We start from the raw sequence: 21,943 nt of genomic DNA on the forward strand, positions 1-21,943 counted from the left end.
CTTATGAATAAGGCGATCATTATAATCTCATTTCTCGCGACGCTGACTATCTATGGCTGCTCGGGCGATTCGGCTGCTGAAAAGAAGGATCCCCCTCTCCTTGTTGCGACCCATTACGAATTAGCGACGGCGGACCGGCAGAGCGTCGAACAGGTGTACAAATTGCCTGCGCAACTTGCCGCTTACCAGGAAGTAAGCATCTTCCCCAAAGTGAATGGTTATGTGAAGACCGTCCAGGTGGACATCGGCTCCCATGTGGCAGCGGGGCAACTTCTGATGGAGCTGGAAGCGCCCGAGCTAGAGCAGGCCACTGCGCAGGCGAAGGAGAAATACTTCCAGGCAACGGCGGACTATACCATCAGCCGGGAGAACTATGAGCGCCTGAAGCAAGCTGCCCAAACGCCCGGGGCCATTTCCCCGATGGACCTTGCTACGGCCAAATCGAAGACGGGAGCGGACAGCGCCCTCAGCAATGCGGCAAAGGCCAACTGGCAACAACAGCAGGTGATGATGGGCTACCTGAAGGTGATGGCGCCTTTCAAAGGGGTGATCACGCAGCGTAATGTGCATCCCGGCGCCCTGGTCAGCGCCGAAGCCAAGGATGGCAAACCGATGCTCGAGCTGAAGGAGGTAGATCATCTGCGGTTGCAGGTATCCATCCCCGAGACCATGGCCGGCACACTGCGGAACAACGACACCATTTCCTTCTATCTCAGCGCCTTCCCGGGCAAGCGTTTCTTTGGGCATATCGCCCGAAAATCCATGAACATCAATCTGCAATACCGGTCGGAGCCTGTTGAGCTGGACGTGTATAACCCCGATGAAGCGTTGACGCCGGGGATGTACGCCGATGTGCTGTTCGACAGCAAGGGGAATCCCCATGCGTTGTCCGTGCCTAAGACGGCGGTAGTAACGTCCACCGAAAGAAAGTATGTGATCGCTGTCCGCAACGGCAAGGCGGTACGGGTAGATGTGTCGACGGGTAATGAAAGCAGCAACCGGGTCGAGGTATTGGGCCAGCTGGCGGCGGGCGAACAGGTGGTCGCCAATGCGAATGACGAAATAAAAGAAGGCAGCACCCTAAAATAACCCTATTATGATAAGAGCAGCCTTAAAAAGGCCAATCACCGTACTGGTGCTGTTCATCGGGTTAATGCTGTTCTCGGTGATGGCCGTACGGAGCATATCTATCGATATTTTTCCGCGGCTGAACCTTCCTACCATCTATGTCATCGAGCAGTATGGAGGGATGTCGGCGCAGCAGATGGAGGGCTTCTTTGCGACGCGGATGCAGGACCAATTCCTCTATGTCAACGGGATCAAGACCATCGAGAGCCGGAATATCCAGGGCCTTTCCCTCATCAAATTGACGTTTTACGAGAATACGAACATGGCCGAAGCTTCGGCCCAGGTAGCGTTGCAGGTGAACCGCACCATGGCCTTCTTTCCGCCGGGCGCCCTGCCGCCCCAGGTGGTACGTTTCGATGCCTCTTCCCTGCCGGTGGGAGAGCTCGTCTTCAGTAGCAAGACGAGGCCGCTGAAGGACATTTTCGACCTGGCCATCACGCGGGTGCGGCCGTTGTTCGCAACGGTGCCGGGGTTGTCGGCCCCGCCGCCCTTTGGTTCCAATGCCCGGTCGGTGCTGATCAATGTCGATCCCGCCAAGCTGCGGATGTACAATCTGTCGGCGGACGAGGTGGTGGAGGCCATTACTAAAAACAATGCGATCACTCCATCGGGTAATATCCGCTTGGACAGCATGATGCTTGTGAGCAGTATCAATTCGCTGGAGGATAAAGTTCAACATTTCGGCGACATCCCTATCCGCAGCAACGGGGCAACGTCGATCTATATAAAAGACGTGGCTTCCGTAGCCGACGGCGCCGACATCACAGTGGACTATGCGCTGGTCAACGGCAAGCGTAGTGTATATATCCCCGTGGTGAAAACGGCGGATGCCTCCACGTGGGAGGTGGTGCAGGCCCTGCGCAAACGCATCCCGGAGATGAAGAGCCTGTTGCCGGAGGATGTGGATATCACCTATGCCTTTGACCAGTCGGTATTCGTTATCAATGCGGCAAAGAGCCTGATGTCGGAAGGCATCCTGGGTGCAGTGCTGACCGGATTGACGGTATTGCTCTTTCTGCGCGACTGGCGAAGCAGCCTGGTGGTGATCATCACGATACCGGTGTCGGTGTTGGGCGCGGTATTCTTCCTCAAACTGGCGGGTCAGACCATCAATATCATGACCCTTAGCGGGCTGGCGCTGGCCATCGGCATCCTGGTGGACGAGGCGACGGTGACTATCGAGAACATCCACCAGCACCTGGAGATGGGTGCCCCGAAGAAGAAGGCGATATTGGATGCCTGCAACGAGATCTCTTTTCCCAAGCTGTTGATACTGCTTTGTATCCTTGCGGTTTTTGCTCCTTCCTTTATCATGACGGGCGTGCCCAAGGCTATGTTCCTGCCGCTGTCGCTGGCTATCGCTTTTGCCATGATCTGTTCGTATACCTCGGCGCAGACCCTGGTTCCGGTGATATCCAACTGGATATTGAAGGCGGAGATGTATCAGCGGCATGGGGCGGCATCGGTGGCGGGGCATGGGGCGCCGGAGGATGGTCATAAGGAAGACGGGTTTTTCGCGGTGCTGAAGACCGGGTTGGTAAGCCGCCTGGAAAAGTCGATGCCGCGAAGACGGCGCATCGTGTCCATCTATCTGTTGCTGGCGCTGGGTGCGGCCATCACCTGCTTTATGATCATCGGTAAAGACCTTCTGCCCAGGACCAACAACGGCCAGCTGCAGTTGCGGCTGAGAGAACCCGATGGTACGCGGCTGGAGGTAACCGAGCGGATGACCAAGTCTGTGCTGAACCTTATCGACTCCGTCACCGGGGGGAAAGTAGCCATCTCTTCGGCCTTTGTGGGGCTGGTACCCAGCAGCTTTGGAACCAGCAATCTTTACATTTTCAACAGCGGGACGCATGAGTCGGTGATCCAGATAAACCTGGACGAGCACTACAAGGGGAGGATCGACGAGCTGAAAGAGAAGCTGCGCGGGGAGATCAAGCGGGAGTATCCCGAGCTGCAACTTTCCTTCGAACCGATAGAGCTGACGGAAAAGATCATGGCCCAGGGCGCCTCGACGCCTATCGAGGTGCGGGTGGCAGGAAAGAATATGGATGACATCAAGGCTTATGCGCAAAAGCTGGTGACCGCCCTGAAAGGTGTCTCCTTTCTACGGGACGTGCAGATCTCGCAGCCGCTGAACCTTCCCACCATCCTGATCTCTGTCGACCGCAACAAGCTTTCCCTGATGGGGCTTTCGATCAACAACGTCGCCAAGAGTATCACCGATGTGACATCCTCCAGCCGGTATACCAACAAAAACCTGTGGCTTGACGACAGGGTCGCTTATACTTACCAGACGCAGGTTCAGGTTCCGGAATACCTCATGAACACCGTGCATCAATTGCAGTCGGTGACCTTGGTGCATGGACAGGCCAGGCCGCTGCTGTCTGATGTGGCAAGCATCGCCATCGACACGCTTACGGGCGAATACGACAGGGCCGGTCCCCGCCGGTATGTGACCGTGAGCGCTAACATGTACAAGAAAGACCTGGGCGCGGCGACCCAGGCTGTCGAAAAGGCTATTTCGGAGTTGGGCGCAGTGCCGGGCGGGCCAGTGATCGAAGTAAAGGGTATGTCCTCGCTTCTCACGGAAACGCTGGATTCGCTGCAGAAGGGGCTGTTGGCGGCCATTGTGGTGATCTTGTTGTTGCTGGCGGCCAATTACCAGTCCTTCGGCCTGGCCATTTCCGTATTGGCAACGGTGCCGGCCGTTCTGCTGGGCGCCATGCTGATGCTGCTGGCTACGGGAGCGACACTCAACCTTCAGTCGTATATGGGAATTATCATGTCGACAGGTGTGTCGGTGGCCAATGCCCTGCTGATCGTCACCAATGCCGAAAAGCTGCGATTAGAAATGAAAGATCCCTTTAAGGCGGCGATCACCAGTGCGAGTATCCGGCTGCGGCCCATCATGATGACGAGTATCGCGATGATCGTCGGGATGATCCCCATGGCGAGCGGGCTGGGAGAGGCCGGTGATCAATCCGCACCGCTGGGGCGTGCCGTCATCGGCGGGCTTGCGGCATCGACGCTGGCCGCGCTGACGATCGTACCGCTGGTATATGGATGGATACAGCAAAAGCGGCATTTCCAGTCGGCTTCGCTGTTGCCGGAAGATGAATAAGATTATCTTTACGGCACCATGACTGTACTTGTCTTTAGCGGAATACTTTTCGCCGGGGCGCTGGCGGCGGGGCTGCTGGGTTCGCTGACCGGCCTTGGCGGAGGTGTCGTGCTCATCCCCTTGCTGACCCTGGTTTTTAAGGTGGACATCCATTATGCGATAGGAACCTCGCTGATCAGCGTGATCGCCACTTCTTCGGGTGCGGCGGCGGCTTATGTAAAGGAGGGGATCACCAATATCCGGCTGGGCATGTTTCTCGAGCTGGCCACTACTGCGGGCGCCATCGGGGGAGCCTTCCTGGCCGGTTATTTGCCGACATCCGTTATTGCGATCGTTTTCGGCGTCATCCTCATCCTTTCGGCATCGCTTTCCTTTGCCCGGCCGGCGGACCCTGTCACGACAGGGGAAGACAGCGTCCTGTCCCGTAAATTGCGGCTGAACAGCAGCTATCCGACACCGGAGGGAGAGAAACACTATTTCGTGAAGAATGTAGTGGGCGGGTTTGCCATGATGAATATAGCAGGCGTCATCTCCGGGTTGCTGGGCATCGGGTCGGGCGCGCTGAAGGTGATCGCCATGGACAATATCATGCGCATCCCCTTCAAAGTATCCACTACAACGAGCAACTTCATGATCGGGGTGACGGCAGCGGCCAGCGTCGGCATCTATCTGAAGCGGGGATATATCGATCCGGGTCTATCCATGCCCGTTATGCTGGGGGTGCTTGGCGGGGCTTTTCTCGGCTCGAGGATGCTGACGAGGGCGAAGACGGCGAGTCTGAAGATATTGTTTGCCTTTGTGATCCTGGTGCTGGCGGCGGAAATGATCTATAACGGAATCAACCATTCAATCTGAGATAATGCTGACGAAGGTACGCGATGCAGACCTGGAAAAAGTTATTGGGAATTTGTTACGGTATGGGGTACTTGCTTCGTCCGTTGTGGTGCTGGCCGGCGGCATCGTGTACCTTATCCGGCATGGCGGGCAGACGCCGCAATACCATGTGTTCAAGGGCGAGCCGGAGAAGATGCGTAATCCCGTGCTGATGTGGAAGGCGATGTTACATGGCGAGGGGAGGCCGCTGATACAGCTGGGGCTCCTCATCCTGGTGGCTACGCCCATTGCCCGCATCGCGTTCTCCGTCGTTGGTTACCTGTTGGAAAAAGATTACCTGTATGCCGTGTTAACGGTCATTGTATTGTTGGTGATCGTCCTCAACTTCTGATGACGGACGGGGCCGCCAGCGTCTCAGACGACTACTCTTCTTCGCCTTCTTCTTCGACGTATTCCTCCGTTTCGACAGTCTGTGCCTGGTAGAGGCTTTCCAATTGTTCGGCCGTCTCTTCGTCTACTTCTTCAACCAGTTTGAAAATGGGTTCGTCCTGGTATTTGAAGAAATCCTCTGCCGCTGGTAAATAGCTGCGCAGCAGGACTGTTTCTTTCGTCTGGAGGATCAAGGATACAAGTTCGATATCAGAATCGGCGTCCACTTGTATCAGATAATACGTGTTTGGCTTTAACTCTCCGAAGCTGGCCATAGTGATGAGATTTTGTCAGCAAGAGTAACAAAAAAACCGGCCGCTTGTTGCGGCCGGCCAGAAAAGAATGTTTATGCCAACATTATTTTTTTACAGTCGCTTTTGCGGCCTTCTTAGCCGGCTTTGCTGCTGTATCTTTTTGACGTTTTTGCTTTTTGTTCATTTTCCGCAGATCGCGGCTGATCAATTTGCTAACCTCCTTGACACGCGTTGCCAGTTTCTTTTCGCCTAATTCCTGTTTATAATCGGCCAGGGCACCTGCCAGCTTCTCCCCGATCTCCTTGCGAACCTGTTTTTTATTCGGGGTCGTAGGAGACACAGAATCTTGTTGAGTCATACGAATAATGTTTTTTGGTAATAATATGATAACATAAAATTAATATTAAAATGCGTATCGACAATGTTAAGTTTTTTCCGCCTTTCCTGACATCTCCTGACATAAGGCTGACACTGACCGGTGGTTACTTTGGTTAAAACTATTCTTTATGTCACCGATCAAATCACTGTTAAAAGAACTGGACCAGGAAGCCCAGACCACCCGCAAGATGCTCGAACGCGTGCCGACCGCCTATTTCAGCTGGAGGCCTCATCAAAAGAGCATGAGTATTAAACAGTTAGCTACACATATCGCCGAACTGCCAACCTGGGTGACGATGGCCGTGACCACGGATGGGCTTGATTTCGCCTGCAATCCTTACAAACAGGAAGAAGTGACCAATACGGAAGACCTGCTGGATTATTTTGAAAGAAGCCTGGAAGACGGCCGGGCACACCTGGCAGCCACCCGGCTAGAGACGCTGGACGAAACCTGGACACTGCGTAATGGCGACGATATCTATCATGTAGCCACAAAGGGCGAGATCGTCCGGTTGGCATATTGCCAGATAGTGCATCACCGGGCGCAGCTGGGTGTATTCCTCCGGCTGTTGGATATCCCTATTCCCGGCAGCTACGGGCCCAGTGCGGACGAGCATGAAGTCCAGGAAGCCGTTGCATAAGGTCGGGGAAGGCGCGGGCTTCGGAGGCAGGCTGGCGACGGTCTGCCTTCATCACCATCGCCTCACCTGCATCAGCGACCAGGGGGTGACGACCTGACTCCGCGTACGGTAGCTGATGAATTCCCCGGTGAGCTGGCTGATATGGAAATTGGGAAAGGAATGTATAGGCAGGACACGATATCCGCGGTGAGTGAGCGTGTCGGCAAAGGACGATGGGGCGAAGACGAGGGCGCTGTCGGGGGGGATGGCTCCGGGGCTTGCGGCGGGACTTGCGGCGATGGGGAGGCGGGAAGCCAGACTGTCGATGGGGATACGCTCGACGGGATGCGGGCAATCGAACTCGAAGGAATAGTCTACCGGGGCTTCCTGCAGCAGGTAGCAGGGCGTGGATCCCTGCACCGGCAGCGTCGCCGTATACTCACCCGCTACAGTGCCCGCCTGGTATTGGAGGATGGCGGGATAGAGAATAAAATTGATAAAGAAAAACACCAGCATAGCCATCGAGAAGCTGCGGGCGATGGGCCCAGGTAGCGACGGGCCGCGAAAGAACAGGAAGGTGAGAAAAGCGAGAACAACGATGATTCCCATCAGCAGGGGCCAGTATGGGAAATGAAAAAACCAGCACAGCAGCAGCAACAGCACAGGCAGCAGAACGGCTATGCTATTTTGGATGATACCGATGGTCTTTTGCGTCAAGCGGCGACGGATATTTTGCAGGTAGCCGGCGGTGAGGATAGCAAAGAAGGGGAATAGAATATTCAGGTAATGCGGAAGCTGGAAGCGGGACAGCGAGAAGACGATGAAGCTGCCGAGAGCTGCGCCGAGACAGATCATGTCCCCCGGGACACCGCGGCGGTGGAGTCCTGTGGCATCGACGCTGCGGCGGATCTTTTGTACAATAGCCGCATACAGCAGCAGGCTCCAGGGAAGAAAGGCCCACAAGAGCGTATGGAAATAAAAGAAGGGGTCGCCGGCGCCTTTGATGGGCCCTGTATTGAAGAAGCGGCCGAACTGGCTATCCCAGAAGAAGAAGCGAATGCCCGACACGCCGGTGCGACCGAATACGAGTTTTTCGGGATGGAGGTCGAATTGTACGTACAGGCAGTATAATTCGGGAAGGGTGAAGAGGGCGGTGAGGATAATGGCGATGTACCAGCGGGGATGACGAAACTGTCCCCATTCCTTACCCGCAATCCAGTCGAGGATGAAGCCCCCGCCGATGGTGATCACCACAAAGGGGCCCTTTGTCATACAGGCGCAGCCGGCCAACAGCGAGCCGGCGAGGAGATGGAGTCCGGGCTTTGCGCGGGAAGCCCGATAAAAATGATAGACCGAGCCGATGATCAGCCCCGTGAGATAGGGTTCGGCGCGGACATCGTTGTTGGAAATAACAAGGTGGGCGGCCGACACATAGATGAGTACGGACAATTGGGCGACGGTCTTCCCGTAGAGCGAGAGAGCCAGCTTCCAGGTATACCAGGCGCCCAGGGCCCAGAAGAGCAGCGCGGGAAATTTATAGGCAAAGGAATTCGTACCAAGCACCTTAAAGCTGATGGCCGCCATCCAGAAGGGAAAATGCGGTTTGTCCAGCCAGTCCCGCCCTTCGACGCGGAGGTTGACAAAGTCGCCGGTGCGGGCCATCGTCTTTGCTATAGTAGCGTACAACGAGCCGTCGGGTTCGAGGATGGGAATGATGAGACCGCCGGCATTTACGATGATGGCAAGGATTAAAAGCGGGATAAACCATTTTTGCAGCCAGGTCTCCCATTCGGCGTGATTGTGTTCTACTATCAAGTGGGTCGGTGCGATTTGCGCCAAATATAGGATGTTTTCTGCTGCCGCAGGAGGAAGGTAGCCCGGGCCGTTAGTGTATAGGGGCGATGGCGGAGATATAATATAATAATATTAATTAATAATGCGTTAATAAATCCGTAAACCTGCGATCATCCCCATAGCCTAATTTTGGCAAACCCATTAAAATGAAAGGTATCGTATCTTCCCTGGCAGCAGTGTTTCTATTCCTCTCTGCTGTGGCTCAGCCTCCTGCCCGGACAAAACACCTCTTTATCGTTACCATTGACGGATTCCGGTGGCAGGAAGTCTTTACGGGCGCGGATCCTTTGTTGGTGGCCAATCCCGAATATGTCCGGGATACCACGCTTACCAAGGAGATGTATTGGGACAGTACGGCTGAATTGCGCCGGCAGAAATTGTTGCCCTTCTTTTGGGGGGCCCTTGCGGCAAACGGGCGGCTATATGGCAACCGGCTTTGGGGCAATAAGGTGAATGTCCGCAACTTCTATAAGATCTCCTATCCCGGCTACAACGAGATCTTTACGGGTCATACAGATGCGATAGAAAGTCCCAACATCCCCATCAATAACAAGCACGTCAATGTGCTGGAATATCTCAACGGCAGCCCGGCCTTTCACGGGAAAGTCGCCGTCTTTACTTCCTGGAATGTGTTTCCCTTTATCCTTAACGAGGATCGTAGCCATCTGCCGGTGAACAGCGGGTACGAGCGGTTGAATGAAATTGCAGCCGGTGACAATGTAGCCGGGCTCATCGACAGTGTGCAATCGACCATGCCCCATAGCAAGACCCGGCACGATTATCTTACTTTTTGCACGGCCCGGGAATATATCCACCTCCACCACCCTTCCGTCCTCTTTTTGGGTTTTGGCGAGACGGACGAATGTGCGCACGCCGGCCGGTATGATCTCTATCTGCAACAGGCTGCCGACATCGACCGGATGATCGCCGACCTGTGGTATGAGATCCAGACCGATCCTTATTATAAGGACAGCACTACCCTTCTTATCACTACCGATCATGGCCGGGGCTGGAAGCCCAACAAGTGGACCACCCATGGTTTTTGGGCCGAGGGCTCAGGAGACATCTGGATGGCGGTGTTAGGGCCTGATATCCAGGCAGAAGGCGAGATCCGCAAGAGAGGGCAGGTGTATCAGAAGCAGCTGGCGGCCACCATGGCTTCGTTGTTGGGTGACCCTGTCGCTCCGGGCCATCCACCGGGTAAGGCCATCTTTATCCCTGCTGCGCGACCTGCGGCCGACCTGGCTGGTGCCCAAATACGATGATTTTGGTTGATTAGTGCTATTTTCGCCCAGTTTCAAAATCCTTCTTATCTTTCCAAGATTTTCAAAACCCGATAATAGCGCTATGAAAGGAATTATTCTCGCAGGAGGAAGTGGTACACGTCTACATCCGATTACCTATGCTATCAGTAAGCAGATCATGCCGGTGTATGATAAGCCGATGATCTATTACCCGCTGTCAACCTTGATGCTGGCGGGGATAAAGGATATCCTGATCATTTCCACGCCACACGATCTGCCCTTGTTTAAAAAACTTTTCGGGGACGGGTCGCAATTGGGATTGTCTTTCTCTTATGCGGAACAGCCCCTGCCCAATGGGCTGGCACAGGCTTTTGTCATCGGCCGCGACTTTATCGGCAAGGATTCTGTGGCGCTGGTGCTAGGTGATAATATCTTTTACGGGGCGGGGCTTGGCAAGCAGCTGGAGAAGAATACGCAGCCGGACGGTGGTATTGTCTATGCCTACCAGGTGAGTGATCCCGAGCGGTATGGGGTCGTGGAATTCGACGCCGACAACAAAGCCATTTCCATCGAAGAGAAGCCGGCGAAGCCCAAAAGCAACTACGCCGTACCGGGGCTCTATTTCTATGATAATTCCGTTGTAGATATTGCCGCCCAGCTGAAGCCTTCAGCCCGCGGAGAATATGAGATCACCGATGTGAACAAAGAGTACCTGCGCCGGCAAAAGCTCACCGTATCCATTCTCGACCGGGGGACGGCATGGCTGGATACGGGAACCTTCGATTCCCTGATGCAGGCATCGCAATTCGTACAGGTGATAGAACAACGGCAGGGCATCAAGATCGCCTGTATCGAGGAGATCGCTTACCGGAAAAAATTCATCACCAAGGAGCAGGTGGAGAAGATAGCCCAGCCCTTGCTGAAAAGCGGGTATGGCCAATACCTGATAAATGTTATTAATTCATAATTAAATAAACTAGTCTTTTTGCCATTATGGAGAAGATCCTTGTCACCGGCGGATGCGGCTACATAGGCTCACACACCATCGTAGACCTGCTAGCTAACGGATTCGAAGTAGTTTGTGTCGATAACAATGTACGTTCTTCCCCCCGCATACTCGAAGGGGTGGAAAAGATCTCGGGGAAGAAGGTGAAGAATTACAAGGTGGACCTTTGCAATTATGATGACACCTATGCGATCTTCCAGGAGAACGAGAATATCGCCGGGATCATTCATTTTGCCGCCTATAAGGCAGTGGGGGAATCCGTCGAGCAACCCCTGATGTATTTCGAGAACAACCTGCTCTCGCTGATCAACCTGCTGAAATGTGCGCAGGAGTTCGAGGTCCCGCATTTTGTCTTTTCTTCTTCCTGTACGGTATATGGCAACCCGGACGAGATACCGGTGACGGAGCAGACGCCGCCGAAGCCCGCCGAGTCGCCCTATGGCTATACCAAGCAGATGGGCGAGCAGATCATCAACGAGTTTTGCAAGTCCGCGCCAAAAACGCGCAGCATTCTCCTGCGGTATTTCAATCCCGTCGGCGCCCATCCGAGCATCCTCATCGGCGAGATGCCGATAGGCAGGCCTGCCAATCTTGTCCCCGCCATTACCCAAACGGCGATAGGGAAGCTGCCCCAGATGACGGTGTTCGGCGACGATTATCCGACACGGGACGGAAGCTGTATCCGCGACTTCATCCATGTCAGCGATATCGCTCATGCCCATACCCTGGCGTTGCAATACATGATCGATAAGAAGAACACGAAGCCTGCGGAGGTGTTCAATCTCGGCACTGGCAATGGGGTGACGGTGCTCGAGGCTATCAAGGCTTTTGAAAAAGTAAGCGGCGTCGCGTTAAACTACCAGATCGGTCCGCGCCGTCCCGGTGACGTGATTGCCATCTACGCCAATAATGATCTGGCACGGAAGCAATTGGGGTGGACGACGGAATACGATCTCGAGGATATGATGTCCACGGCCTGGAAATGGGAGCAGAAGCTAAAAACCGACGAGAAATTCTACAACGGGAAGTTTTCCAAGTTCAACTAGGGATACCTTGAAAACTGGAAGTTTCTCCTTTACTTTGTAAGGATTAAAATCAAACGAAGGACTTAAAAACAAACGACAATGTTGAAAGATATTCAAGTAACGGGACAGAAAGATACACGCAGCGGATTTGGAGATGGAATTGCAGAGGCGGCACGCAAAAACCCTAATATCGTAGCCCTCACCGCCGACCTGGCCGGCTCGATGAAGTTGCAGACCTTTATCAAGGAATTTCCGGAGCGTTTTGTACAATGCGGGATTGCAGAAGCCAATATGATCGGCATCGCCGCGGGATTGACCATCGGCGGCCATATACCTTATACGACCACTTTCGCCAACTTCTCCACCGGCCGGGTATACGACCAGATCCGTCAGTCGGTCGCCTATTCGGGGAAGAACGTAAAGATCTGCGCATCCCATGCGGGTGTGACGCTGGGTGAAGATGGCGCCACCCACCAGATTCTGGAAGATATCGGCCTGATGAAAATGTTACCCGGAATGACGGTGATCGTCCCCTGTGACTATGCACAGACAAAGGCAGCGACGATGGCGATCGCCGATTACCAGGGGCCTGTATACCTGCGTTTTGGCCGGCCTGTATGGCCGATCTTTACGACCGCGATGCCTTTTGAGATCGGCAAGGCCCAGGTTCTGTCCGAAGGGTCGGACGTCTCCATCTTTGCCTGTGGCCACCTGGTGTGGAAGGCGATCGAAGCCGGCAGGATACTGGAAGAAAAGGGCATCTCTGTGGAAGTGATCAACCTCCACACGATAAAGCCGCTGGATACGGCCGCTATCCTGAAGTCCGTACAAAAGACAAGGTGTGCAGTGACGGCCGAAGAACATAATATCATTGGAGGATTGGGTGACGCTGTCGCGCAGACCGTTGCCAAGAACTTCCCTACTCCCATCGAATACGTCGGAACGAAGGATACCTTCGGAGAAAGCGGTACACCAGAAGAATTGTTAAAGAAATATGGCCTGGATACGCCCGATATAGTCGCTGCTGCTGAAAAGGTAATTGCAAGAAAAAACAAATAGTATAGTGACCATCCAAGACACCGAGCTGCTTTTGCAATTCCGGGATCCTGAGACGAAAGAGCGGGCGTTTACCGCCATAATCAGGAAGTATCAGGAGAAGCTGTATTGGCATATCCGGCGGATGGTAGTGGAACATGAGGACGCGAACGACGTATTGCAAAATGTATTCATACGTGTTTGGAACGGCCTGGAGAACTTCCGGGAAGACAGTCAGCTATATACCTGGCTTTATCGGATAGCTACCAACGAATGCCTCAGCTATCTCGAACAGCAGAAGCGGAAGTCCGCTTTGTCCCTGGATGAGATGGAGGGTGGGCTGAGCAATAAGGTCGTCGCGGACAAGCATTTCGACCCTAACAAACTGGAGTGGAAACTGCAGTTGGCAATCCAGCAACTTCCTGAAAAACAAAGAGTTGTATTTACCTTACGATATTATGACGAGATGCCCTACGAGGAGATGAGCCGGGTTCTGGACACTTCCGAGGGGGCATTGAAGGCTTCCTATCATCATGCGGTCAAAAAAATAGAGGATTACATTCTTAATCATTAAACTTTGGTTAATAGAAGGGGTCTGAAAATAGATGAGTGGAATGAATGACATATCGAATGAATTGAGGTCGCTGAGTGAGCATGTCGCCTCCATCAGCCGCGAGACCCCTTACCGGGTTGCAGATGACTATTTTGCAGACTTTGCCGCCCGAGTGCTTATCCGGATCAAAACCCAACATAAACCAGTGACATTCAATGTCCCTGAAGGCTATTTCGAGGGATTTGCCCAGAGTGTCCTGGCCCGTATCAAGGCCGGGGCCGGCAAGGATTCGGGTAGTACTACTATCCCAGGGCGAGAGGATAGCCCGGCAGTGAGCGTGGAAGAAGAATTAGCGACCCTTTCCCCCCTTTTGGCGGGGGTACGGGGGATTCAGCCTTACCGTATCCCGGATGGGTATTTTCAGGAGCTTTCCCCCATTTTGACCGTAGCAAGAGATTTGAACCCCTATACTGTACCGGAGGAATATTTTCACCAGCTGCCGGCTGAAATAGAAGCGAAGCTGCCGGAGCCGCAGGTGAAAAAGAAGCAAGGGAAAGTCATTGCCCTTGGTGGCCGCAGGGCCAATTGGTTGAAATATTCGGTGGCTGCCGTCGTAGCAGGGCTGATCCTTACGGTCGGCTGGCTGCGTTTGCACGTCTCCGGGGGAACCGATAAAGGTGCTCCCGCCGACGTCGTCGCCGGTATGCTGCCAAAGGCCAGCGATGAGGAGCTTCAGCGTTACCTGGACGACCAGGATACTACGCTGGCGCAGCCTGTCAACAACCTGGCCACCGCAATGGATTTCAGCGAAGGTGATCTGAAGAATTTACTCGGGGATGTATCCGACGGAGAACTGAAGCAATATATGGAGGAGCATGGAGGGGCCAATGACCTTGCAACGAATTAGCAGTAACAATGAAAAAATTATTTTCCGTTTTGGTGATCCTCTGCTGGCTGACCCTACCGGCATTTTCTCAGGGCCAGCAGCAACAGCCCGGTCCTGGACCAGGGGTCCTCGAGACCATGAAGATCGGCTACATCACCCAACGGCTTAATCTTACCCCCCAGGAAGCGGAAAAATTCTGGCCCATCTATAGACAGTACTCTGCGGAAAAGCGGCAGGCTTACGCCCAATACCGCAATGATAACAATGAGATAGGGCTGGAAGAGAATTTACTTAATATCAAGAAAAAATACAGCGTGGAATTTGTCAAGGCGATCCCGCCGCCTAAGATCAACTCCTTCTGGCGCGTGGAGATCGACTTCAATGAGTTTGTGCGGAAAGAATGGCAGCGCAGGCAACAACAGCAGAAGCGCTTCCCGCCGCCGGGGAGATAAGCGGTGACGAGCGAAGTAGGGCAATAGACCCCAACATTTCCCTAATTCGCCGAAAATTATTTACCAAAGATGCTTGAATAACGATATTTGAACTTGGTGTTTTTCATAGGTTAGCAACGGCCGGCTCTTTCCAGGGCAGGCCTTTTTTTATGGGGCCCGGGCCCCAGGCTCAGAATGCCCGCCACGTCGGGGTTTTCACGTCATGATAAAACAGGAAGGTCCAGCCTTCCCGCTGTCCCTGGTCCCACCACTGTTGTCGCAGCTGCATCGCTTTCTTCCCGTCATAATCGTATTTCGCTACAAACCGGCTTTTCATTTGTTGCAACTGCGGGGCGACGTCGCCGCCGAAGAAGGCCGTTTCGCCGCCATCGACGATCCAGAAGACCTGGTGCCAGGGGCAGTGTGCGCCCGTTATCTCATATTTAATATAGCCGTCGATGATACCGTCGCCGTCGAGGAAGACGACGCGAGGGGAGTCTCTAAGGCATTCGAGCTCATCGGGGATATAAGACGTTGGACCCTTTTCAAAGGCATATTCTAATTCCCGGCGTTGAATATAATAAGTGGCGTTGGGAAAAGAGAGCGGGCGGATACCGCGACCGGTGCAGTCACCGCTGATGCCGCCGGCATGGTCTTTATGCAAATGGCTCATCAGCACCTTGGTCACACTGGCCGGGTCGATGCCGGCATTCCGCAGGTTGTAGTGCAATTGCAGCATACCGTCCTTTTCGAAGCCAAGTCCGGTGTCGAGAACCAGGATATCTTCGGTGGTGATGATGGCAAATGGCTGTACTTCTACAAGGAGGCTGCCAGTGGGCCGCTGCTGGAGATCGTCTTTCTCCAGGTCGAAGGGAACGAATTTTTTGGTCTTGTCTATGGTAAAGGCCCCTTCGGATAATGGAATGATCTGCATGGTGTGCAAAGATAGGGTCTTTGTAGCGATGATAGCCCTTTGTCGCGGGATGCGCCATCGCGGGGGCGGGGCTTAACGCAATACCATCTGGCGATCGGCATCGAGCCTCACCAGGATGAAGAGCATGATGCTGAACGTGATGAGGGAAGTACCGCCATAGCTGATAAAGGGCAGGGTGATGCCGATGACGGGAGCGAGTCCTATCGTCATACAGATATTGATAATGATGTGGAAGAAAAGCACGCTGGCTACGCCATAGGCATAACACCGGCTGAATACGCTTCGCTGTCGTTCGGCGATGGTGACGATGCGCATCAGCAACACAATATAGATGCCCAGGAAGAGGACGCTGCCGATGAAGCCAAAGCCTTCGCCGATGGTGCAGAAGATGAAATCCGTCTTCTGTTCGGGCACGAAGTCATAGCGCGTTTGCGTGCCCTTGAGCAGGCCCTTGCCGATGACGCCGCCGCTGCCGATGGCGATCTTGCTCTGCTTGACATTATAGTTGTCATTCCCTTTATGCGTGCTTTTCCGCTGCTCGTTCTCCAGTGCGGCTTCGGCGGCCTGGTCTTTGGGGACATAGTCCTTCCCGATGGCGTCATAGATGCGCTTCACCTGGTAGGGTTGAAAGACGTGGTCGAAGGCAAAGGGGACGACGAAGCGCTGCACGCCTACGCAGATGAACCAGATGCCGGCGATGAGGAAGAGGATACTGCGGTTGCGTTTGATGGCTTTGCGGAGGAAGAAGATCGCAGCAAGCGCGATACCGGTGAGGGTCAGCGCCAGGGTGTTAGGCTCTACCAGGAGAGTGGCGACGACAAGCACCGCAAAGGAAAAGCCGATGATGAGCACCGAAGGGGGAAGGCCTTCGCGGAACATGACGAGGAAGAAGGAAAAATACACCAGGGAGAGTCCCATTTCATGCTGCATGATGCTGAACATGGCGGGAACCAGGGCGATGACGGTGGCGATGAGTTGCGAGCGCGGCTTTGTAAAATTGGTCTCCACGCGTGAAAGGTATTTTGCCAGCGCCAGGTTTACAAACAGTTTACAAATGTCGGCCGGCTGTATCTGGAAGGCATTGCCAAACCGGATGATCGATTCAGTACCCTTAACGCGCGAGTGAAAAGGAAAGACCAGCAGCAACAGGAAAATGCCAAGGGCATAGCCCAGGTTGGCCGTCGCCGTAAAGAATTTGCTGTCGGTGAGCAGAATGAATATCCCGAGGATGCCGGACAGGATAAAGAACAGCAGCTGCCGGCTATAGTCGGTCTTTAGCGAGATAAAACCCTGCGCGACATTATCGCCGTCATGGTAGGAGGCGGCGAAGATGCTCGTGATGCCGATGGCACAGAGAGTGAACCAGATCCAGACCAGGGACCAGTCGACGCCTTTTGAGATGGTGGGATTGCGTTGGTTCAGTGCCATGAGCTTACAGGATTATGGAGTCGAGTCTTTTTGTTTTACGGAATCAGCGTTGCCGGCCGGTTTTCGGGCGGACAGGTTCACCCCGGAATCTTTCCGTGGTGTCCTTGGGGTATGCGGTTTTGCCGCGGGGTCTGTACTATCGCGTTTGGTTCTTGTATTGGCCGCTGCGGTCTTTATCGTCGAATCCAGGCCGATGGTAGCGGCTGCCATTTGCGCCTTTTGTTTGGCCAGCCGTTCGGCCAGGGCGCTCTTGTACGGCGATGGCTTTTGCAGCTGGAGCATCAGTGGGCTCCTGGACCCATCGGATGTATCCAGCATCATATAACGGAAGGATGGGGTCTGGTATTTGGTCCAGCGCGTGCTGTCACCGCTTTGGCGGGCCCAGTCGGCGGCACGCGAGGAATCGGCCTTAAACTGCAAGCGAACAAGATAGCGGGGCATGAGGTTGCGTTTGGTAATGTCATCCAGCAGTGCCAGCCGGGAAGTGGCGATGGTGTCGCGAAGGTATTTCTCCACGAGCAGGGAGGCGATGGGCGCTGCCTGGTCGCCGCCATAACCACCATTTTCGACAATGACGGCGACGGCGATCTTCGGGTTGTCGCGGGGTGCGAAACAGACAAACCAGGAGTGCGATTTGAGCTTGACGATCTTTCCGTCGATGACGCGCTTGTTCTCCGCCGTACCGGTCTTGGAACAAATGTCGATGCCCGGGATGCGCGCTGGCCGGCCCGTACCGATCTCCGTTACATCCTGCATCCCGCTATGTACCACTTCGTAGTCCGCGTCAGAGATATGAGAGACGGGTTCATGCTTCTGGTGAAAGCGACCGAGGAGCGTATCGTCTTCCGGGGCGCCTTCGATGCTCCGCACGAAGTGTGGAGTATAATAGTACCCCTTATTGGCGACAATGCACATCGCATTGGCCATCTGTAGCGGTGTCACCTCCAGTTTGTCCTGGCCGATGCCCATAGTGGCCATGCTACAGGAGTTCCACAGGTGATTGTATTCCTTGTCGTAGGCCGAGGTGTCGGGAATATTGCCACCGTCCTCGCTGGGGATGTCGACTCCCAACCGGTGGCCGAGGCCGAAGGCGTTGACATATTCCTTCCACTTCATCAGACCGCGGCGGACGCTATGGAATTCGGGGTCGTCCAATTCCAGGCGGAAGGTATTACAGAAAAAGGAGTTGCAGGAATGGGCGATGGCAAGGCGCAGATTGGCGGCATGGCCGGCCCAATGCTCCTCGCATTTGATGGGTTTGCTGCAGGCCAGGTATACGCCATGACAATCGTAGCCGCTGGCCGGGGTGATCACCCCTTCATCGAGGCCGATGAGCGCCCCGATGGGCTTATAGGTAGAACCGGACTGATACTGTCCTTTGATGGCGCGGTTGAAAAGCGGCCGGGACTCATCCAGTACGAGCCGGGCGTAGTTGTTTTGTTTATCGGGACCTGTCAGGGCATTGGGGTCATAACTCGGTCCCGAGACCATGGCCAGGATGCCGCCGGTGGAAGGTTCGATGGCGACAACGGCGCCGGTCTTGCCATAAAGGAGGCGTTCGGCCAGCTGCTGCAGCTCGATATCCAGGTAGGTATGCAGGTTCTTCCCGGCGACGGCGGGGGTATCGAGATTCTTATCCGCGTAGCGGCCCACGAGTCTGTTCTTGTTATCCTTTATCCAGAATTCGATGCCACGTTGGCCCATGAGCGCTTTCTCATAGTATTGTTCGAGGCCGCTACGACCAACATAGTCACCCAATTGGTAGAAGTTGTTGCTGCGGCGCAGGATAGCAGAGTCTACTTCCCCGACATAGCCCATAATATGCGCGGCGGCATTGTAAGGATAGACGCGGACGGGGCGCTCCTGCAGGTTGAAACCGGGGAATTTCCAGATGTTCTCTTCCATGCGCGCGTACATCTCGGGTGGCAGCAGGCCCTGGAAGGTAGTGGGTCGGAAGGGTCCGTTCTTCACCCGGGCGTCGACGATGCGGCGGTGAAATTCGGCGGTGTCGATGCCTACCAACTGACAGAAATAGGTGGTGTCGATGTTCTTTACCTGAGACGGGGTGACCATGAGGTCGTAAAGAATGGTATTGTTGAGGATGGCGCGGCCTTTCCGGTCGTAGATGATCCCACGGGTAGGATAAACGCTTTTCCGGAAAAGGGCGTTTTCCTGGGCCTGCTGTTTATATTTTTTGGAAACGATCTGCAGGTGGAACAACTGGGCGAAAATGATCAGGAACATTCCGGCGAAAATGAGCCGGATTATATTGCTACGCGATTGATTAAATACAGGCATATTGGTTTGCTACCCGAAGTTACGATATCCACAGGATTAACGCGAAAGAAACTCAGATCGTATTGGTCCGGAATTTTTGTTTCCGGAAGAACAACATTTCGGTGAGCAGAACCAATAACAGGCTGACGGCAGTGGATGCAAACACCTTGCCGATGAAGTACATCACGCTACCAAAGTTGAGCCATTCCAGCAGCACGAGATAGGTATGGTGTAACAGCGTCAGCACGATAACATAGGTGGCGTAGGGAGCCCAGCCCATACTTACGATGGAGGGAGAGATATAGTTCTTATCGGCGCCTTCCTGGGAGATGAGGACGCTGATGACAAAGGGCCGGACATATGCGATGAGCGTGCAGGCGGCGGCGTGGAGACCGGGCGTTTTTGTAAAGTAGTCGAGACAGAGGCCGAAAAAGAAACCAACGAAGGTGAGCGACATCCGCGACAAGCTAAACGGCAGCCAGAGGATATAGAGATAGTAGAGATAGGGGGTTACAAACCGGTGGAGGGGCGGCATCTTGAAAAGGATAAACACCTGTACCAGGATGAAGAGGATGAAGCGGATGGTATTTTTCAGCAGTTCGCTCATTGTATCTTTTTGCGGGTCGAATCTTCCAACATTTTTTGCTCCTCATATTGAAGGTTGTCAATGACATACACATATTCAATATTGCCGAAATTGGTAGCCGCCCTCACTTTCAGCGTATAGAAGCTGGACGAGTTGTCGGGTACGATCTCGGCGACGGTGCCGATCATCAGGTTTGCGGGAAAGGTGGATGTTAGCTGGGTGGTGAGGACCGTATCCCCTTTTTCGACTTTGGCGCTTTTGGGAATACCCTTCATGATGACGTAGAGGGGGCTGAGTCCATCCCATCCTATTGTCCCGGTTTCGTTGCTGTGTTTTAGTTTGGCCACATACTTGAACTGGTAGTGGAGCATACTCTGGACGGTGGCGAAGTTCTTGCTGACGTTGACGACGGACCCTACGATGCCCTGGGGACCGGTGACGCCCATATTGGGGCGGACGCCCTGATCAAAGCCGCGGTGGATGGTGAGGTAGTTGTCCTGCAGGGAAGTGGTGTTGCCGACGACTTTCGCCTCCATGATCTTATACTTGATGATGGAGGTGGAGTCTACCCTGATGGTATCGTGGATCAGCCGGGTTAACGAGTCGGGGGCCTCATAGTTCTCTTTCAACTGCTGGCGCAGCCGGGCGTTCTCCTGGACAAGGGATTCGTTGGTCTTCTTTAGCTGGAAATAATATTCGATGTTGTTGTAGCGCTCGTTGATGCGGCCGGTGATCTCGGTGCTGACGTTGAGGAAGGCGGCCTGGTGGAACTTATTGAAGCGAAAGAGAAAGGATAGGGCGATGATCTGCAACACCAGGAAGAAGAGGAAGTTGAAATGCCTTCTGATGAAGAGAAAAACGTTACGCATCGGTTCAAATCATTTATCTCATTACGAACGGATACCGATCATAATTCTTTAAGGCAATTCCAGTACCCCTTACCACGCTTTTCAATGGGTCGTCGGCTATATGCACGGGTAGTTTTATTTTTTGGCTAAGCCGTTTGTCCAATCCCCGCAGCAAGGCGCCCCCACCGGTGAGGTAAAGACCGCGGCGATAGATGTCGCCGGCCAGTTCGGGCGGGGTCGTTTCCAGGGCTTTGAGGATAGCCTCTTCGATCTTGAAGATACTCTTGTCGAGGGCTTCGGCTATTTCCTGATAGGAGACCATGATCTGTTTAGGGATACCGGTGACAAGGTCGCGGCCGTTGACCGGGATGTCGTCCGGGGGATTGTCGAGATCTTTCAAGGCGGCGCCGATCTGGATCTTTATCTGCTCTGCCGTACGCTCACCGATGAGCAGGGAGTGATACCGGCGGAGCGCTTCCATGATGTCGGCGGTAAATTCGTCACCTGCGATGCGGATGGACTGGTCACAGACGATGCCGGCGAGGGCGATGACGGTGATACCCGTGGTACCACCACCTATGTCGATGATCATGTTACCGACGGGTTCTTCGACATCGATGCCGATGCCGAGGGCGGCAGCCATGGGTTCGTGGATAAGATAGACCTCTTTCGCGCCCGCTTGTTCGGCGCTGTCGCGGACGGCTCTTTTCTCCACTTCCGTAATGCTGGAAGGGATACAGATCATCATCCGCCAACTTGGGGGAAAGAGGGGTTTCTTGGGATAGATCATTTTGATCATCTCCCGTATCATGAGTTCGGCCGCGTTGAAGTCGGCGATAACCCCGTCTTTGAGGGGACGAACTGTACGGATACTTTCGTGGGTTTTTTCGTGCATCATCAGGGCGCGTTTGCCTACGGCCAGCACGTTTTTAGGGTTATTTCGGTCGAGGGCAACGATACTCGGCTCATTCACCACTATTTCGTCGTTATGTATAATCAGGGTATTGGCGGTACCCAAGTCCATCGCTATTTCTTGTGTAAGGAAATTGAATAAACCCATTTTAAA

Annotated in this window: 21 protein-coding genes; 12 read left to right on the forward strand and 9 right to left on the reverse strand. The window is 54.0% G+C overall.

Annotated features, from left to right (window positions below; genetic code table 11):
* The first annotated feature begins 3 nt into the window (after positions 1-3).
* From IEY39_RS17180 to IEY39_RS17195, 4 genes are read left to right on the forward strand one after another with little or no spacing between them, the layout of a single operon-like run.
* On the forward strand, positions 4-1,089 hold the full coding sequence (locus tag IEY39_RS17180; protein WP_188933732.1) for an efflux RND transporter periplasmic adaptor subunit: 1,086 nt from the start codon (positions 4-6) through the stop codon (positions 1,087-1,089).
* A 7-nt stretch (positions 1,090-1,096) separates the two neighbouring features.
* Positions 1,097-4,255: an efflux RND transporter permease subunit gene (locus IEY39_RS17185; protein ID WP_188933734.1), complete on the forward strand. Its 3,159-nt coding sequence runs from the start codon at positions 1,097-1,099 to the stop codon at positions 4,253-4,255.
* 18 nt (positions 4,256-4,273) lie between these two features.
* Complete coding sequence (locus IEY39_RS17190) at positions 4,274-5,110, forward strand: sulfite exporter TauE/SafE family protein (protein WP_188933736.1); 837 nt, start codon at positions 4,274-4,276, stop codon at positions 5,108-5,110.
* A 4-nt stretch (positions 5,111-5,114) separates the two neighbouring features.
* The gene (locus tag IEY39_RS17195) at positions 5,115-5,480 is read left to right on the forward strand and encodes a DUF1634 domain-containing protein (protein WP_188933738.1); all 366 of its coding nucleotides are present in this window, start codon (positions 5,115-5,117) and stop codon (positions 5,478-5,480) included.
* Positions 5,481-5,511: 31 nt separating this feature from the next.
* Here IEY39_RS17195 and IEY39_RS17200 read toward each other — a convergent pair whose 3' ends face one another.
* Positions 5,512-5,793 carry a hypothetical protein gene (locus tag IEY39_RS17200; protein WP_188933740.1) on the reverse strand — a complete coding sequence of 94 codons (282 nt, stop codon included), beginning with the start codon at positions 5,791-5,793 and terminating at the stop codon, positions 5,512-5,514.
* Positions 5,794-5,875: 82 nt separating this feature from the next.
* On the reverse strand, positions 5,876-6,130 hold the full coding sequence (locus IEY39_RS17205; protein WP_188933742.1) for a hypothetical protein: 255 nt from the start codon (positions 6,128-6,130) through the stop codon (positions 5,876-5,878).
* A 148-nt stretch (positions 6,131-6,278) separates the two neighbouring features.
* On the opposite strand from IEY39_RS17205, the gene IEY39_RS17210 reads away from it, so the two are divergent.
* Positions 6,279-6,791, forward strand: coding sequence for a DinB family protein (locus IEY39_RS17210; protein WP_188933744.1), 513 nt, complete (start codon positions 6,279-6,281; stop codon positions 6,789-6,791).
* A 51-nt stretch (positions 6,792-6,842) separates the two neighbouring features.
* On the opposite strand, the gene IEY39_RS17215 is transcribed toward IEY39_RS17210, so the two are convergent.
* Positions 6,843-8,609: an ArnT family glycosyltransferase gene (locus IEY39_RS17215; RefSeq protein ID WP_229688954.1), complete on the reverse strand. Its 1,767-nt coding sequence runs from the start codon at positions 8,607-8,609 to the stop codon at positions 6,843-6,845.
* A 161-nt stretch (positions 8,610-8,770) separates the two neighbouring features.
* Here IEY39_RS17215 and IEY39_RS17220 point away from each other — a divergent pair, with 161 nt between their 5' ends.
* The 7 genes from IEY39_RS17220 (at position 8,771) to IEY39_RS17250 (ending at position 14,825) form a co-directional block, all read left to right on the forward strand.
* On the forward strand, positions 8,771-9,889 hold the full coding sequence (locus IEY39_RS17220; RefSeq protein ID WP_188933746.1) for an alkaline phosphatase family protein: 1,119 nt from the start codon (positions 8,771-8,773) through the stop codon (positions 9,887-9,889).
* An 82-nt stretch (positions 9,890-9,971) separates the two neighbouring features.
* On the forward strand, positions 9,972-10,835 hold the full coding sequence (gene rfbA / locus IEY39_RS17225) for a glucose-1-phosphate thymidylyltransferase RfbA (protein ID WP_188933748.1): 864 nt from the start codon (positions 9,972-9,974) through the stop codon (positions 10,833-10,835).
* 26 nt (positions 10,836-10,861) lie between these two features.
* On the forward strand, positions 10,862-11,920 hold the full coding sequence (gene galE / locus IEY39_RS17230; protein WP_188933750.1) for a UDP-glucose 4-epimerase GalE: 1,059 nt from the start codon (positions 10,862-10,864) through the stop codon (positions 11,918-11,920).
* A 78-nt stretch (positions 11,921-11,998) separates the two neighbouring features.
* Positions 11,999-12,958 carry a transketolase family protein gene (locus tag IEY39_RS17235; protein WP_188933752.1) on the forward strand — a complete coding sequence of 320 codons (960 nt, stop codon included), beginning with the start codon at positions 11,999-12,001 and terminating at the stop codon, positions 12,956-12,958.
* A gap of 4 nt (positions 12,959-12,962) precedes the next feature.
* A complete protein-coding gene (locus IEY39_RS17240; protein ID WP_188933754.1) occupies positions 12,963-13,508 on the forward strand; it encodes an RNA polymerase sigma factor in 546 nt (181 codons plus the stop codon).
* A gap of 40 nt (positions 13,509-13,548) precedes the next feature.
* Positions 13,549-14,394, forward strand: coding sequence for a hypothetical protein (locus IEY39_RS17245; RefSeq protein ID WP_188933756.1), 846 nt, complete (start codon positions 13,549-13,551; stop codon positions 14,392-14,394).
* Between the two features lie 8 nt (positions 14,395-14,402).
* Complete coding sequence (locus IEY39_RS17250; protein WP_188933758.1) at positions 14,403-14,825, forward strand: hypothetical protein; 423 nt, start codon at positions 14,403-14,405, stop codon at positions 14,823-14,825.
* 169 nt (positions 14,826-14,994) lie between these two features.
* On the opposite strand, the gene IEY39_RS17255 is transcribed toward IEY39_RS17250, so the two are convergent.
* From IEY39_RS17255 to IEY39_RS17280, 6 genes are all read right to left on the reverse strand, one after another.
* Positions 14,995-15,738 (reverse strand): MBL fold metallo-hydrolase, encoded by a 744-nt coding sequence (locus tag IEY39_RS17255; protein WP_188933760.1) that lies wholly within the window; start codon positions 15,736-15,738, stop codon positions 14,995-14,997.
* A 72-nt stretch (positions 15,739-15,810) separates the two neighbouring features.
* A complete protein-coding gene (gene rodA / locus IEY39_RS17260; protein WP_229688955.1) occupies positions 15,811-17,166 on the reverse strand; it encodes a rod shape-determining protein RodA in 1,356 nt (451 codons plus the stop codon).
* A gap of 12 nt (positions 17,167-17,178) precedes the next feature.
* The gene (gene mrdA / locus IEY39_RS17265; protein WP_188933762.1) at positions 17,179-19,464 is read right to left on the reverse strand and encodes a penicillin-binding protein 2; all 2,286 of its coding nucleotides are present in this window, start codon (positions 19,462-19,464) and stop codon (positions 17,179-17,181) included.
* Positions 19,465-19,516: 52 nt separating this feature from the next.
* The gene (locus IEY39_RS17270) at positions 19,517-20,050 is read right to left on the reverse strand and encodes a rod shape-determining protein MreD (RefSeq protein ID WP_188933764.1); all 534 of its coding nucleotides are present in this window, start codon (positions 20,048-20,050) and stop codon (positions 19,517-19,519) included.
* Entirely contained in the window at positions 20,047-20,898 is an 852-nt protein-coding gene (gene mreC, locus IEY39_RS17275) for a rod shape-determining protein MreC (protein WP_188933766.1), read from the reverse strand. The genes IEY39_RS17270 and mreC overlap by 4 nt, the downstream gene beginning before the upstream one ends.
* Before the next feature lie 13 nt (positions 20,899-20,911).
* Entirely contained in the window at positions 20,912-21,937 is a 1,026-nt protein-coding gene (locus IEY39_RS17280; RefSeq protein ID WP_188933768.1) for a rod shape-determining protein, read from the reverse strand.
* Between the last annotated feature and the right edge of the window lie 6 nt (positions 21,938-21,943).

Source organism: Puia dinghuensis (assembly GCF_014642875.1).
GTDB lineage: Bacteria > Bacteroidota > Bacteroidia > Chitinophagales > Chitinophagaceae > Puia > Puia dinghuensis.

Coding starts and splice junctions, on each gene's coding strand:
- IEY39_RS17180 (WP_188933732.1), top strand. CDS start 4: ATGAATAAGGCGATCATTATAATCTCATTTCTCGCGACGCTGACTATC.
- IEY39_RS17185 (WP_188933734.1), top strand. CDS start 1,097: ATGATAAGAGCAGCCTTAAAAAGGCCAATCACCGTACTGGTGCTGTTC.
- IEY39_RS17190 (WP_188933736.1), top strand. CDS start 4,274: ATGACTGTACTTGTCTTTAGCGGAATACTTTTCGCCGGGGCGCTGGCG.
- IEY39_RS17195 (WP_188933738.1), top strand. CDS start 5,115: ATGCTGACGAAGGTACGCGATGCAGACCTGGAAAAAGTTATTGGGAAT.
- IEY39_RS17200 (WP_188933740.1), bottom strand. CDS start 5,793: ATGGCCAGCTTCGGAGAGTTAAAGCCAAACACGTATTATCTGATACAA.
- IEY39_RS17205 (WP_188933742.1), bottom strand. CDS start 6,130: ATGACTCAACAAGATTCTGTGTCTCCTACGACCCCGAATAAAAAACAG.
- IEY39_RS17210 (WP_188933744.1), top strand. CDS start 6,279: ATGTCACCGATCAAATCACTGTTAAAAGAACTGGACCAGGAAGCCCAG.
- IEY39_RS17220 (WP_188933746.1), top strand. CDS start 8,771: ATGAAAGGTATCGTATCTTCCCTGGCAGCAGTGTTTCTATTCCTCTCT.
- rfbA (WP_188933748.1), top strand. CDS start 9,972: ATGAAAGGAATTATTCTCGCAGGAGGAAGTGGTACACGTCTACATCCG.
- galE (WP_188933750.1), top strand. CDS start 10,862: ATGGAGAAGATCCTTGTCACCGGCGGATGCGGCTACATAGGCTCACAC.
- IEY39_RS17235 (WP_188933752.1), top strand. CDS start 11,999: ATGTTGAAAGATATTCAAGTAACGGGACAGAAAGATACACGCAGCGGA.
- IEY39_RS17245 (WP_188933756.1), top strand. CDS start 13,549: ATGAATGACATATCGAATGAATTGAGGTCGCTGAGTGAGCATGTCGCC.
- IEY39_RS17250 (WP_188933758.1), top strand. CDS start 14,403: ATGAAAAAATTATTTTCCGTTTTGGTGATCCTCTGCTGGCTGACCCTA.
- IEY39_RS17255 (WP_188933760.1), bottom strand. CDS start 15,738: ATGCAGATCATTCCATTATCCGAAGGGGCCTTTACCATAGACAAGACC.
- rodA (WP_229688955.1), bottom strand. CDS start 17,166: ATGGCACTGAACCAACGCAATCCCACCATCTCAAAAGGCGTCGACTGG.
- mrdA (WP_188933762.1), bottom strand. CDS start 19,464: ATGCCTGTATTTAATCAATCGCGTAGCAATATAATCCGGCTCATTTTC.
- IEY39_RS17270 (WP_188933764.1), bottom strand. CDS start 20,050: ATGAGCGAACTGCTGAAAAATACCATCCGCTTCATCCTCTTCATCCTG.
- mreC (WP_188933766.1), bottom strand. CDS start 20,898: ATGCGTAACGTTTTTCTCTTCATCAGAAGGCATTTCAACTTCCTCTTC.
- IEY39_RS17280 (WP_188933768.1), bottom strand. CDS start 21,937: ATGGGTTTATTCAATTTCCTTACACAAGAAATAGCGATGGACTTGGGT.